General features: G+C 42.0%; 11 protein-coding genes. 3 read left to right on the plus strand and 8 right to left on the minus strand.

Annotated features, from left to right (window positions below; translation table 11 throughout):
- Window positions 1-396 precede the first annotated feature (396 nt).
- The 3 genes from P3339_RS16135 (at window position 397) to P3339_RS16145 (ending at window position 2240) form a co-directional block, all read left to right on the plus strand.
- Window positions 397-654: an ROK family protein gene (locus P3339_RS16135; RefSeq protein WP_502867305.1), complete on the plus strand. Its 258-nt coding sequence runs from the start codon at window positions 397-399 to the stop codon at window positions 652-654.
- Window positions 655-869: 215 nt separating this feature from the next.
- A complete protein-coding gene (locus tag P3339_RS16140; RefSeq protein WP_026304916.1) occupies window positions 870-1109 on the plus strand; it encodes a hypothetical protein in 240 nt (79 codons plus the stop codon).
- A gap of 231 nt (window positions 1110-1340) precedes the next feature.
- On the plus strand, window positions 1341-2240 hold the full coding sequence (locus P3339_RS16145) for an alpha/beta hydrolase (RefSeq protein WP_020411833.1): 900 nt from the start codon (window positions 1341-1343) through the stop codon (window positions 2238-2240).
- Between the two features lie 73 nt (window positions 2241-2313).
- On the opposite strand, the gene P3339_RS16150 is transcribed toward P3339_RS16145, so the two are convergent.
- From P3339_RS16150 to P3339_RS16180, 8 genes are all read right to left on the minus strand, one after another.
- A complete protein-coding gene (locus tag P3339_RS16150; protein WP_157533325.1) occupies window positions 2314-2787 on the minus strand; it encodes an alpha/beta fold hydrolase in 474 nt (157 codons plus the stop codon).
- Window positions 2788-2885: 98 nt separating this feature from the next.
- Window positions 2886-2981 (minus strand): alpha/beta fold hydrolase, encoded by a 96-nt coding sequence (locus P3339_RS23575; RefSeq protein WP_157533324.1) that lies wholly within the window; start codon window positions 2979-2981, stop codon window positions 2886-2888.
- Window positions 2982-3871: 890 nt separating this feature from the next.
- Entirely contained in the window at window positions 3872-4249 is a 378-nt protein-coding gene (locus tag P3339_RS16155; RefSeq protein WP_282951176.1) for a hypothetical protein, read from the minus strand.
- Between the two features lie 981 nt (window positions 4250-5230).
- Window positions 5231-5566 carry a hypothetical protein gene (locus P3339_RS16160; RefSeq protein WP_282951177.1) on the minus strand — a complete coding sequence of 112 codons (336 nt, stop codon included), beginning with the start codon at window positions 5564-5566 and terminating at the stop codon, window positions 5231-5233.
- Window positions 5567-5604: 38 nt separating this feature from the next.
- Window positions 5605-6111, minus strand: a complete 507-nt coding sequence (locus P3339_RS16165; RefSeq protein ID WP_282951178.1) for a hypothetical protein — start codon at window positions 6109-6111, stop codon at window positions 5605-5607.
- 165 nt (window positions 6112-6276) lie between these two features.
- Complete coding sequence (locus tag P3339_RS16170) at window positions 6277-6855, minus strand: hypothetical protein (protein ID WP_282951179.1); 579 nt, start codon at window positions 6853-6855, stop codon at window positions 6277-6279.
- A 33-nt stretch (window positions 6856-6888) separates the two neighbouring features.
- Window positions 6889-10854, minus strand: coding sequence for a DUF637 domain-containing protein (locus tag P3339_RS16175; RefSeq protein ID WP_282951180.1), 3966 nt, complete (start codon window positions 10852-10854; stop codon window positions 6889-6891).
- Between the two features lie 19 nt (window positions 10855-10873).
- On the minus strand, window positions 10874-13267 hold the full coding sequence (locus P3339_RS16180) for an autotransporter outer membrane beta-barrel domain-containing protein (RefSeq protein WP_282951181.1): 2394 nt from the start codon (window positions 13265-13267) through the stop codon (window positions 10874-10876).
- Between the last annotated feature and the right edge of the window lie 848 nt (window positions 13268-14115).

The raw sequence follows: 14115 nt of genomic DNA on the forward strand, positions 1-14115 counted from the left end.
TCCACGAGTGTCAGCTTCATTTCGCTTTTTGATCGTTGTCTTCCCTATTCCCGGAATTCGCTTACAGTCCATTTAGAGCCTCGTGCAAACAGCGAAAGCTCAACTTCTCTGTTGGTATCCGGTCTTTTTCTTAAGCAAAAACTAACCGCAGTGCAATCACTCCCCTAACGGTGTCACCTGTTAAGACAAACCGGTTAATAATTCCATTGAATACATTATCCAGACTGCGGAGCAGATACGGATGGAAGTGCAAGGCAAAGCAGTGAATACCTTGCTTGGAGGTATAGAAGCCGGCGGTACAAAGTTAAATTGTGCAATCGCCGCCGGGCCGAATAGAGTAAAGGAAAGGGCAAGGTAACCAAATTTTTCCAGGCCGGCGCTCAACGTCATGGCTCAATGCCTGCACTGGATATCGCAAGTTTTGGACCAGAAGATCTGGATCCACAATCCAAACACTACAGATATATCACTACCATCCCTAAAAGCGGGTGGACCAACACCAACATGGCTGGCCAACTGAAGAAAGCCCTCTCTATCCCCGTGGCTTTTGACACTGATGTCAGTGGCGCGGCGTTAGGAGAACACCTGTGCAGGGCCGCTATAGATGTAAAGAGTTTATTTATTACCATCGGCACCGGTATCTGCGCCGGGTAATAGTGGATGGTAACCGGCGCCATGCTCTCGGAAATCGACCATATGTTGACGCCACAGGACCGATAAAGAGCCCTATCCAGGCCACTGCCCATTCCATGGCAATTGTCTGGAAGGCCTCGTCTGCGGCCCCGCATTGAATCCCGCTGGGGCCTGCGCGGCCAGAGTATAGACAGGGACCATGCCGCCTGGGACCTCAGGCCGGATATCTGGCCACTATGTGCGTGAACCTGACCAGCTGCTACTCACCGGAGCGAATCATCCTCAGTGGTGGCTTTATGGAACAAGCGTGCCTATTTGCACACATTCACCACAAGTTTCTCAACCTGGCAAGTGGTTATTTACCCCAGGTATCCCAAGGCAACATCCGCTCTTTTATAGTCCCACCAAAATTCGCCGGCCGCTCTGGCGAGGTGGGCTCTCTGCGTATGGCCCAGGTACTTTGCCCCAGCTGTTAGATAACCAAATCCTCCCTCACAGGATGAGGAAGCGCCAGGGGAATATTCCTGGCGCCACTCCACCCGCCAAACTGCGCCCCACAACTCCCTTTCCAACTTATATACTCATCTTTGCGACTGTTGGCACAGCGCAAGGTAGCTAGTGTCGTATCCGATCTGATAGGCTTGTCAGTCTTGACCGCCCACTGACGCGGCTGAGCACACTAAAGCGTGGCTCATTAAGGGATAAAGATGAAAATAATTAAAATATTGTTTATAGGCTTAATGGTTTTGGCCACTCAGTTAGTGCAAGCCGGCACTGCTGAACCTACAACATTTACCCGCCAGGGCATTCTCTCTTACAACTTCCATTCCGATTTATTGGGGCGTGGATTTGTTATTGATGTGCTACTGCCGCTCTCCTTTAATCCCGAAGACAATACCAGATACCCAGTGATTTATATGACCGATGGTTATATGAACTTCCCCATGGTGGCACCGAACCTGATCCATGAACAAGTTCCCGATGAGCAGGGTAATACCAAGCTTCCGCCGGTGATCCTTGTAGGTATCTCACACCCCTTGGACAGCTCCAACTTCACTTTGCGCTTAACGGATTTTACTCCGGTACCTGGAGAAATCAGGGGTAATACCCTGGGTGGTGGTGCAAATCAGTTTCTGGAATTTTTGGAGAACGAGCTTAAGCCCTTCATCAATAATTCGTTCAAGGGAGATGAAAGCGACGAAACACTGGCTGGCCACTCCCTCGGCGGACTGTTAGCCCTCCACGCCCTCTTCAATCACACCGATAGCTTCGACCGCTATGTGATCGGCAGCCCGAGTATCTGGTGGGCCAATAAGCAAATCCTAGAGAGTGAGCTTGCCTACGCTGAACGCCAGACTGACTTATCGAAAAGCGTGTATATGTTTATCGGTGGAGAGGAGGTCTGCTTAGAAGAAGGAGAGGTTTGTGGTGTTCAAGACTTTAGGGACCTGGCCCAGCGACTCAAGTCCCGCGACTATGAAAATTTGTCTCTACGCAAGCGAGTCATTAAGGGTGAAAACCACGATACTGTTGTGAATCCAGGCTACGATAAGGGGATAGAGCAGGTTTTTAAAACCAAGGTGCTACCACGGAAGTATTCTTTTTAACCGCGAACCTGCCGGCCCTATAGCAGGAAAACGCTACTGGGCCCTGACTACTCGCCTAGCTTGCTATCCGTCACTAATGCTCTTCACTAATATACTCCCCGGCCTCTAAAAATACTAACATAGTCTTCTTCAGACTTTCCGCTGCGTCCTTAAGGGGCAAGTGATGACTATCTTTTAGTACCGAGAAAGATTTACTCCCTTTATACCTTTTATAATCTGCCTTTACCTGTGAAGGCGTGGTAATGGAATCATTCTCACCGACAACAAATAGAGCAGGAACCTGTAAATGATCGATACCCCCCTTTACGCTCATGGCCTGAAGCTCATCGTGCATCTTGTCAGCCAGACTTCCACGCCGTTCCTGCCACCCAGGAAATCTCTCACTAATCTTTTCAGCTGCTAGAAAATCTCGAATATCAGTCCCATTTGCGTTACCACCATTCGCGCGACTCACCCAATTAGAAAGAAGCGGATAATACTCAGAGGGAGACTCATGATATTGTTGTACTCCTGTATTGCTAACTGGTTGCCGTCCTTCTCCCCCCATTGCAGGGTTGCTTCTAAGCTGATTTCTACCTGCTTATGCGCATCCTGGGAGGAAGAGATAAACACCAGCCTCTCCAATGTCTCAGGATGCTCACTAGCCTAGAGAGCTGCAAGCCCCCCGCCCCAAGAGTGGCCAATTAAAGTAACCTTATCCGTCTTATAGTGCTCCTTTAGAAAAGAGATAACATTACGCATACCTTAAATATTACTCTTTATCGTTAATGTATCGTCACTCACCTCAAGAGACTTGCCGGCCTCTATTTCTTGAAGATAAGCCACTAAATACTTATCTTTGAGCGCCCGTTCAGCAGTCATCTGAAATAGAACCAACCCCAACTCCACATCTCCCGAGCCGCCATGTAGAAACAGAATTAATGGTATGGATAAGTCGCTACCAGAAACCTAAAAGTGTAATTTTGCATCACCACTTAGCACCTGCCCTTTGTACTTGATTTGATTACCAAATATCTAACAGACAAAAAATAAAAATGGCAAGGAGGAACTATAACCATAATGGATTAAATATATATTCACCGACTTGGAACTAAAACTCAACAAGATGTATTAATATCCAAGGCATTGACTAAATAAAATTAATGGAAAGCTAACAGAGTTAAAACTTGAAGACGCTTATATTACAAAAATACCAACAAAATACGAACTTCGAGACGAAATGGGGGCTAAGACAGAGCAAAATAACAATAAGGTAGGAATTCTTCGCCTCACATATAAGAAGGGCCCCATTTCTCTTTACCGAGCTTAACCTTCTCACTTTATTGCGACACCCCATAAGAAATGCCGATAAATCAGTATATTACAACTCAACAAAAGACAGATGAAGAATTAGCAGAAGAGAGCATCAAAAAAACTATTTATGGAGTAGAGACAATCCAATATCAGGGCAAGAGATCTGAAATATTGTTGTGAGCCAAGTAACTAAAGGTCACTCTGCTTATCATACGATCATTTTAAAAGGCCGCATAATAAATGCGGCCACCTAATACAAGCTTCTCACACCGCAGAGTGCGCCCCCTAAGAGGAGCTAGTTACCAATATTGTACCAAGCAAAAGTGGGGCTGCTCTAGCTAGAAGACATTACCAGTTTTCAAACTACAAAAACCTTTACAGAACACGCAATGAAATAATCTCACAGGTCTTAAAGGCGCTGCTTCCACTCCAAAGGCTGTCAGTATCACCAACAATCCGCACTGTAGATTTGGCATGGAGTGACGCCAAGATAGAAGCCACTGAGTTTTTTGGCCTACACTCTCTTCCGACTTTATCCAATACTGATGACAACTCTCAGTTTCAGCGTCCAACTTCACAACCACTTCGCCATCTCTAGAGGAGGCACTCGAAAACACCTCGATATAGCGCACTGTCGATTCGTTAGCATCCCCTAGAGCCAGCACATCACCCGATAAGAGCATCAGAGCCAAGCCTAAAGATTTTAAAGATTTCATCAACACCTCGAAAAATTAGCAATTCACAACAAGCTGGTCAGCAGCTTGCTATTATAATATTCCTGTCAAATAACGTATAGGTTGGCTATCAACCTTGTTGTTCTTGAATTTCAAGATCAATTATTAACCAACCCGATCCAAGAGCGGTTAGTTAGTCGCAAAGCTTGCAGCAATATGGCGCTCCCAAACTGCTCCTTTAGAGCAGCTCTTAACTTAATCTTATCTTTTAGCTAAAAAAATATCGAAAGAGCAGGATAAGAGATTGAAGATATCCAGCCCCAGAAGATATGCATATCAAAAACTACATATTTTATTGAGGTAAATAATTTAGTATAATCCCAAAAATTATATTGCAATGAAAACCACTCACATCCAAGATGAAAAAACTATTCGCCTTACTATTTATTGTTTTACCCACTTCATGCCTGGCCGAATTTGTCTTTACAGGAAAGTTAAGTCAGATTCATACTGGCCCACAGTATCAAGGTAGAATTTTTGTTAAAGTTCAGGGAACGCCTTCGGGGAGGTTCCCTGCTCAACCAACACAAGCTATAGTTTTGTGTTTGATGGAAAAGAAGAAGAAAGCAAAATATATCTCAGCCTACTGTTAAGTGCTCTCACCGCCCAGCAAACTGTTACTTTAAAGAGCAGCGATGACTGTACAACCTATCAAAACGTTGCAGACCTGAGAAACCTCTCTGTTATGCCATAGAAAATATATAGCCATCGATTTGCCGTTTAACTTTTTAAATTAGGTCGAGCTTAAAACAATACAATCTACCCACTAAACAAACTGGCATTCAACTAGACCTCTCACTTTTTGAATGCCGGCTTATATGCGCAAGGGAACGAAACCAAATAAAAATAGATCGTCCCATTCTACTAACTCAAAGCCTCGACCGTTAACAAACTCAGAATCATTCAGATCGATTATGTCCTGGGCAAGGCAAATTTATTGGACACGGTATCATTACTATTTTTCTACTCAGGAAACATAACTGAAGACAGCAGTATTTTGGAGCCCGTATTATTGCACTCATAATAGCTAAAGCTAACGGTTTCCTTTGCCACATACGCAGACAGTAAGAATGAGAGCTTTGTATCAAATAGTTTTGTATCCTCAACAGTAAGATGAAAATCCACATCACTTTTACAGTTTATTTCTGAGCTGGTATTGGTGAAATTTTGCAATCTAATTTCAACTCCAGCATCGTGGACTTTCATATAGGAAATTTTTGAATAGGGAGTCCATTCGGCTCGACCTAGCAAAGGTACAAAGAAAATAATTAAGAACAATACTTTTCCGAAATCTTTCATTTTTTCTCTAAACAACAACCATCTTCTTCTAAACAGTCTTAACCAGTAAAAACTGTGGACTCCCACTCTTTCCAATTCTCACCACCCAGCTTGTGAGATCTAGCCCCTTGAATAAATGCTTCTCTAAATGCAGGAAGATTATTTGCAAATACTTCACGAAAATCGTTAGGAGCACTAACAATAAGTCGGCTCACAGGCTTAAATGGGTATTCAAAGAGCTGGATCAGGCTTAAAGGCTGCTTCATTTCCTTTAATTTTGCTTCGATCACATAAGCATCAGATTTACCTCCACCTTGAAGGTTCACCTTTCCTTCACGTGCATAGCACCATCCTGTCCAATCTTTTTCTTCTTTCGCTATAGCCGCACGGGCTTTCTGATCTGCTAAAGCTTGTGACTCTGCTTCGAAAGGAGTAATCACACCTTGTTCAGCATCAAAAAAACAACAAAAAGGAACAAGCAATTCCTCTTCTTTAGTGACGCTACCTATATATAAAGCATTACAGAGAGCAAAACCTGAATGATAGCCCAACAGTTTGATATTCATTGGAATGCCTTCTTAAAATTATGACTGATACTCGATTAAATATAAAATTAGCTCAAATGCCAATTAAATAAAACCAAATTTTAATATGTGAATTTGGCTAAAGATGCGTAAAGCTTTTTATGTAGTGAGTTTAAGGGCAAGACGAACCTTGCCCCAATTTTAAACTCAAGAAAAATAATCCAAAACCTTGCCAATAAGCTCTAGCTCTTGATGACCCTCGGGATCAATTTCTTTGCGAAGCACCCGTTTTATATAATCCGTATCTCCAAGCAATCCACGCACAATACAATAGTGTGTAGCCCAGATACCACGTGTTTCTTCAGGTACACTTAGGTAAAACGACTCTTTGCTGTCTAGACAATACTGCTTTCTTAAGTACGCCTGCCCAAACTCGATTATATTATCCAGGTCACGCATAACTTGCGCCACAGCTTCTCCCTGGCTTCCGAAATCTTTAGCATAAACTGTTAGATTAAAAGGGTTATTTAGGTCATCTATTCTAATTCTCCTTGAAAAGGTAGCAGTTCGTCTCAGAGGAAGACCTGAAAGATGAGATGAAATATCTTCCACCTCTTTAATATAAACACCTGCAGCCGGCTGGGTTGTTACCCAAGCAGGAGAACCACTAAAATTCCAAAAGGGTGCTATTAATAGATCACAAAATTTCACTGGACGAGATCTAAACCTCTTAGAAACAAACTGCCAATCTGGGAGTTTGGTCGCCTTTTCCTTGGCGGCCTCCAAGATTTCTTTTTAAAAGTCATGGTAGACCTGCCTTTAATCATGTGGAGATTTTGTTGACCTTAGAATATAAACAAATATCTCATCCATCTGTCCTCTGAACCCGCCTTCATCAGCATTAGCACCACATGCACTTGCCTGGCCGGAGGTACATGCATCATAAACTACTTTTTGGTTTGACGTTAATGTTGCATTCCCTGTCTTAACTTCGAGAAGTGCACGTCCCTCTGAGTCAAGCTGGATCTTTCCTCCAGGTATATGATTGCCATTTAGATCATATAACTCAAAATCATCAGGTACATCAATAGCTCCATCTCTTCCGCCACCGGTCACTGAAAGATCTGCCCGCGCGATCATACCATGATATTCGTGCCCCTCGTTGTCATACTGAACAGTCACTTCTTTTTGAACTTTAATATTCGGTATTTTTCCATATTCAATAAAAATAGCATCAACCTGCTTATTATGAAATATGCGGTACTTATCGACATTGGCTGCAAATGGCGAACTAGTGGGAACTTGAACACCATTTTCATCTACATAGAAGTAATAAGATCCCTTCTCACTTTGTAAAACCGGTTTGCCATCTTCTAAAACTCCAGTATCTCTATATGCAACTCCCTCGCCCTTTTTACTAATATAAAGATCACCCTTCCGTTCGTAGAAGTCTGTCAGCCCATCTAAATATTTCTCTGTATCTACTTTACCGCCATTTAATTCAAGTCCCTCTTTATCATCTCGCAACTCTCTTCTGAGAATATATCCCTTAAGCCCCTCAAGAGCTAACTCACTTTTCTCACCAAGGAGGGTTAAAAATGCATCTCCTGTTTCTTTGGCAACATTTCCAAGCTGCTCCCCCCAGACTTTAATTGCTTGGAAAAGCTCATTCTCATCCATCTTAGAAATGAGCTTATTACCAATTTTTCCTCCAGGGAACAGAGTAAGAACTAAATTGGTAGTACCATTAACAATAATATAATCAGCTAAAGCTTGATTACCTGCATCGACTCCTCCATCACGATAGGCCTCGTATATCGGGTATAAATCGACGCCAAGTAGTGCAAGGTCAATTGCTTTTAAAATAACTGGGATTAAGAATATGAAGAGTGCATTATTCTCTGCAGTGATAGCGCCAACATCCGCGGCCGTATTAACACCCGCCGCTTCCGCACCCGCTAGAAATACAGAAAGTCCAGCAGAGAATCGAGCTAAATCTACTCCTTGCTCTTTTAACTCTGTAATTTGCTGCTCAATTGCACCTAACCCGTATTCATAACGGAAAATATCTGCAATCTGCTCACGAGAATAACCCCTACTCTCATAATCTGCTACATCGTCACCATATTTTTTAAATAGGTTATTGATTGCAGTATTCGCTTTATCAACCTGAGGCTTAGTTCTTTCCCTATAGACAGTGGCGGTAAATTCTCCAATAACTGCACCAGCTCCACCACTTACACAACCATCAGAGGCATTTTGCTGGCCAGAATTCTCTGCAGTAAGTACACCAATAACACAACCGGAACCCGCATGTGCGATATACTTCATCGCCGTATCCCAGTTACTTATCTCCGTATTAGTATCCTTAGGATCCCAAGCTTGCCCAATTTTTTTTGCCATATGGGCACCAAGACGGTTGATCCCATTCTGCATCAGTGACTGAGTAAAAGTATCCTTAAAGTCAGAATCATAAACTCCTGTTTGTATTCCTGCTCTAACTGCAGCATGAGTCACAGCCTGAGCAACCTGCTGCAAAGGTGACAAAACACTTTGTGCTGCTGCCGCATCGAAGGCAGCCTGGAAAGCTTTATCCGCAGCAGCGATATCACTAGGATTGATCGCTATCGCGGCATCAAAGGCTTCTTTACCTTTATTTATGGCATTCGTATCCGCTCCAAAGAAAGTGGTATCAACCTGATGTAAAACACCTGCAGTCACCATAGCAACAGCCAGCCCTTTAAAGGTCTCTGAGGATGCTAAATTCTCCATTGATCCAGCAATATCGCCATCGACAATTCCATTTGCTAGTGCAATAACTAATTGAGTCTCAAGAGTAGCGGTACCTGCGGCAACTGCGGCCTGCATCCAGGATGATGCAGTAAGGCTTGATCCTCCAGAGGCAATAGCCATAGCTATTGAAATCACAGCAGCAAAAGCTGGTGAAATACTAGTGCTGGATTCATTCCACTCTTCGTACTGAAGTTCAATAGCTGTCCAGTCAGCATTTGGAAATTCAGAGCGTACATATCCCATCCACTCCAGTCCTTCCATTTTGGAAAGCTGAGCAATTTGTTCATCCATCGATAAGGAGCGGTCACCTTCATATTCCACGTTTACGGTGGAAAAGGCTTTAACTGCAAGACCACCAACAATTGAATTGGTGACAGCTTTTTCAATAACGTGACCTTCAGACTTAACCGATACAGTAAATAAACCCTTTTTAATTGAGGTGTAGCTATACTGGTCTGTCTCTGTTGTCATCAACAGGTTGACACCGCCGTTTTTGGCCTGAATTTTCGTGCCATCTTCACTGGATATATCAGCTGCGCGGAGGGTGATATCTCCATACTCACTATGCAGTCGAATACCTTTGCCAGCATCCAGAAGTGAGCGTATTGCTACCGTCTGATAAATAGATTCTTCAATCTTTCGCTTACCATATTTCCCTTTTCTATAAGATTCCCTGACGTTCAGATTGTCTTCTATGGTAATACCGAGACCAGACAATATCTCAATATGACCGCTATCGCTAATAATCTCAGAAGCATCAATTAGAATATTTCCCTGTGCTATCAGTGCAATGGTATTGCTGGCTGAAAGCTTGGAGGCCAAGTGAGCAATTGAGGAGCTGCGATAAGATATCCCTCCAGAAGACCCTTCTCGACGGTTGGTGATTTGCTGACTGCCAATATAGATATCACCACCCGCTTCGAATCGTATGGATTCTCCTGCAGAGACTACAGATCCTTGTAATATAATATCGGAGCTGGTTTTAAAGTAGATATCGCCTTCAGCATTAATTTCTGCTATAGGACCAAACCGTTCAGATTGAAATTGTCCTAGGTTGTAACGGTGAACAATAGTGCGGTTTTCAATAGAGTGCGCACCAATAAGCAAGTCTCCTTCACTTGAAATCAATCCGGAAATATTCTGCAGGGAACCTCCTGCAACTATTTTTAGATCATCTTCGGCGATTAAGTTACCCTGGTTATTAACCAAGTTCTCAGCAATCTTTAGGAATGAAGCTCTGCGGAAGGTCACATCGGTGTTGTCTATTTGTAGTCCGCCAAGCTCAACAAGACTACCGCCAAATTCATTTTCATCACCGGTAACTTTTTGTGCATCTATGGTGGAAGACTTCAAATAGAGGATAGGAACCAGAACATTCTCACCATTGATATAGCGCACTTCTGGCCAAATCATATCGGTTGTAATCTGACTGGCAGATAGCCCAAGAGGTTCGCCAAATATTTTCCCGGAAACGAGTGCATAGTTATATGCGTTATCATATAACTTGCTAATTTGCTCGCGTTCTGTGCCGTAGACCTGCGTATTAATCAGATTCCTGCCGAGCTGGGCATAGACTTGTGAACGAATATAACGACTCTGGACAAAGTTTGTACCCACCCGCTTAATTAATGGGTAGTGAGGCAGAATAACCGTAATATCACCTACCCCAATGGGTATCATCAAGGGCGCAGGTAGATTTTCCTTGCTGCTTTCTTTTAAACGTTTAAAAAAGCTCTCTATATTTACATCTGTTTGATGGGCGTTTGTATCCAAATAGTCAGCGGACTTAAATTGATATTCGTTGTTATTTTCTCGCTGAAATAGATGATTGGCATTCAGCTCAGCTTCAATAAGTGCAGATTCTATAATCCCAGCAACACCAGCCATAGCAGGCATACATAGCTGCATAGAGAAAAAGAAAGTCACCACGGAAGCTATGAGACGCTGCCACCTGGTGTAACTAGACCTTTCTGTCTTTTTTTCTGTATTCATTATCATACTTCCCTAAAACCTAGTCCCACCAGTCAAACTCTTGATCGAAAAAGCTTAGAACGGCATTCTTAATCTTTTCCATGTAAGCAATTACGACATCTGTAATCGACTCAGTTTTAATCACCCCTGAAACACAAGAATCATCAACAGGATCCTGCTGATTTACAATGCACCTAGTTTGAGTAATTCTAATCTCATCTTGAGCAGTACTTGTATATATACTGTAAAATGGAATTCCATTTTTATTGTATTGCTGTTTGTCACCGTAGGGTATGTAGAACTCCCGTGATTTATAATCAGCAATTGCAAGATTTTGATAATAAGCAATGGGATCATGCTTAGAAAAATTCACCGTCGTCTTAGGACCAATGAAATTACCTTCCACATGAAAGAGTGATTCTTTCTCATCCTGATTGACACGGACAATGGTTGTCTCAACAGTTTTGGGTTCACCCGGCTCAGTACATACCCCATTTCGCCCCTTCTGTAAACATGTGTGATAAACGGTAGTATAGGTAGTATAAGAAACCTGTGAAATTGCTATACCCAATTCTTTTAGTTTAGGAGTATCCAGCGTGGCATTGCCAAAAACCTCGAAGAAGGCGGTGTTATTGATAAAACCTGTATCTGCTTTGAGGTTAAAGTCGCCAACAGTATGAATTAAACCTGGCGGAGAATAGTAATAAAAATTTTCTTCCCACTTATCAGACTCTCGCTCAATAAGTACCTGGGAGCGATAACGTTCATTAGTTAATAGATTCGTATCAATATAGACAGCGCCTGGTTGATTCAAGCGCATAACAGCAGAGGAATTAACTACATAGTTATCTGCCTTAATAAAGAACTGAGTTTCCGCAGAAACCAAAACCTGATTAGCTAGTGCCGCATTTAATGGCACACCTGTAGACCAGTCATCCCCTGGTGCTTTATACACATAGTAGGGGTTAATATTTTCGAAGGCTTTGCCTTTAATAGTTAGTTTATTAGATAAGATATTGGCTGCAAGAGTATCAGCTTTTTGTTTACCCTGCGCTTCATTAGCATCTAACCCTAGCGCAAAAAAAGTACCCAACTCAGCAGAGCTAATATTGTTTATATCCCAGCTCAGCAAGTTATTATATTGATTATATTCACTCAAGAATGGCGTTCTGGAACCATTGCGAATCAAACCTTTATCGGATTTTAAATTAACCAGATTACCCCGGATGATTCCACCAAAGGAATTAAGCAGATTATCAACAACTGAGATATCTACTCCAGACAGCCCCTCGATTTCCCCTTTATTGAATACATCATTGGCGGCAATTTCTGTTTTGGTAGTTAATATATTCGCATCATTAATAATCTGATTTTTTGCAAGCACCGATAGTGTATGTGCATTGATTTCTGCATTCTCGTTTATGATTAAGCTGTCATAAGATTGCAGTGTTACACTGTTATCAGATGCCAATTTACTGTTGATAATCAATGGCGAACTAAAACTCTGTATCAGTATCGATTCTTCATTGATCACATGAGTATCTTGATAACTCGTTGAGTAGATGAGATTACTACTGGTATCAATATTCGTTGCAATTCTGTACCAAGTATTAGCCATTGTGGCCGTAACAGATGTAGAACGAATAGTGCCATTCAAGGTTGTGTAGGAAGAGGGCCTTGCTTGCGAGGGGATATTGGTAATCTCTCGGGATTCATACCTCAGTGAATAGTTACCCAAGTACAGGTTAACCGCCCCACCACCTGTGGTTAAGCGACCCGACGTATCACTAATGTAATCCCCACCAGATGTTAAGGAGACGTTCTGATGTGTATTAATTTCACCATTGAGGCTCATATAACGCCCCATGACATCGACTGACAGCGCACCTGGAGCCGAAAGCTGGTTGATATTAATCGTTCCTAAAAGTTTAATATCACCGATATTACTGGTGCTATCGGATAAACTTTTACTGAGGGTGCCAGCGGCTAGGGAGATACGTTGAAAGTTGGCAAAACTACACCCAGAGCAAGATACTGTGGAGCTACTGCTATCTGTAATGAAAAGTACATCTGCTGGCTCTCCAACCAGCTCTATATTGTTAGCCAGGGACAGATTGTTAGACTGAATAACAATTAATGTGGCTGGCAAGCTCGTTGAACCAGAGAATTCAGGTAAATTAAGAATCTTTAGTGATTTATTCGATACTGAGAAAGTAGAAAACCGGTTAACAGAAATCCCCGAATCGTTAGGAGGCCTGATAATAAGATTTTCAACACTGCCATCTTCAGTGCTTGTTATCAGCTTAATATCTGAAGCATGCTGAGACGCAGGTAAAATCTGCGAGGCTATTACCACTTCACTGACACATAAAAATAACCAAAGGCTAAGCCTTAACCACAACCCCATAACTCCACTACCTTTTTTAGTAAGCAAAAATTCTTAACCCCAAAGATTTATGCTTGTATTACCTAATCACTAACACCTACAACTAAAAGAATCTATCTTCCAAGGGATGAAACATAGCTTACCTATAGACTGCCGGATGGCGAATCCTATATTCACTCTGTTGAAAGTCAAGCATCAATTTCTCCACCCTAAAAAACATAAGGGCAATAAGGAATCAATCGGATTTAATATTGCGGGACTTTATGATTCAGTACAAAAATAGAGTAGCGATAGAGCAAGAGAAACGAAAAAAAGAACTTAACTGTCATAAGTGACATAGTGCACTTTCATTCAATCCCACCTAACTTGCCTTAAAGCTATTGGAATAGGCGATAGGAAAATAAGGACACCAAAGATGCCCTTAAAAAATTTCAAATAAATCACTGGATGAAATCCAATTCTTCAACTGAAACCACTCTTCAACATTAAATAACAATTAAAAAGATATATTGATTACTAAAAGCAAAAAAATCCTATAACTATTTAGTATGTTAGGGGACTTATAAACCCCCACTTAAACTAGATGGCAAAAAAGTAAATTTCTGGGTAAGTGGATGCGGCGGGCAGCCTAATCAATACCCAAAGATAAGTTCTGTTTATCTGAATTCATACTAGAGGAGTTCTGAAAGCAGTTACCTATAATTAAAATTCGCTCTTTGCAATAACAAATGGCTGCTTCTTAAATTCGCCCCAATTGACTTTTATAGCCAACAAGCAAGTGGTGGATTAAATATTATCCGTTACTTTAGCTACGCAAATGGCAAATAAATTCATTACAATATATATCTTAAGTCTGCATGGAAAATCATGCTTAATTAATCCCAATTAAAAACTGG

Source organism: Microbulbifer sp. MLAF003, assembly GCF_030012965.1.
GTDB classification, from domain to species: Bacteria; Pseudomonadota; Gammaproteobacteria; order Pseudomonadales; family Cellvibrionaceae; genus Microbulbifer; species Microbulbifer variabilis.

Bases quoted from the DNA above. Each gene is read 5' to 3' on its own strand.
- P3339_RS16135 (WP_502867305.1), top strand. From the start codon at position 397: ATGCCTGCACTGGATATCGCAAGTTTTGGACCAGAAGATCTGGATCCA.
- P3339_RS16140 (WP_026304916.1), top strand. From the start codon at position 870: ATGTGCGTGAACCTGACCAGCTGCTACTCACCGGAGCGAATCATCCTC.
- P3339_RS16145 (WP_020411833.1), top strand. From the start codon at position 1,341: ATGAAAATAATTAAAATATTGTTTATAGGCTTAATGGTTTTGGCCACT.
- P3339_RS16150 (WP_157533325.1), bottom strand. From the start codon at position 2,787: ATGGGGGGAGAAGGACGGCAACCAGTTAGCAATACAGGAGTACAACAA.
- P3339_RS23575 (WP_157533324.1), bottom strand. From the start codon at position 2,981: ATGCGTAATGTTATCTCTTTTCTAAAGGAGCACTATAAGACGGATAAG.
- P3339_RS16155 (WP_282951176.1), bottom strand. From the start codon at position 4,249: ATGAAATCTTTAAAATCTTTAGGCTTGGCTCTGATGCTCTTATCGGGT.
- P3339_RS16160 (WP_282951177.1), bottom strand. From the start codon at position 5,566: ATGAAAGATTTCGGAAAAGTATTGTTCTTAATTATTTTCTTTGTACCT.
- P3339_RS16165 (WP_282951178.1), bottom strand. From the start codon at position 6,111: ATGAATATCAAACTGTTGGGCTATCATTCAGGTTTTGCTCTCTGTAAT.
- P3339_RS16175 (WP_282951180.1), bottom strand. From the start codon at position 10,854: ATGAATACAGAAAAAAAGACAGAAAGGTCTAGTTACACCAGGTGGCAG.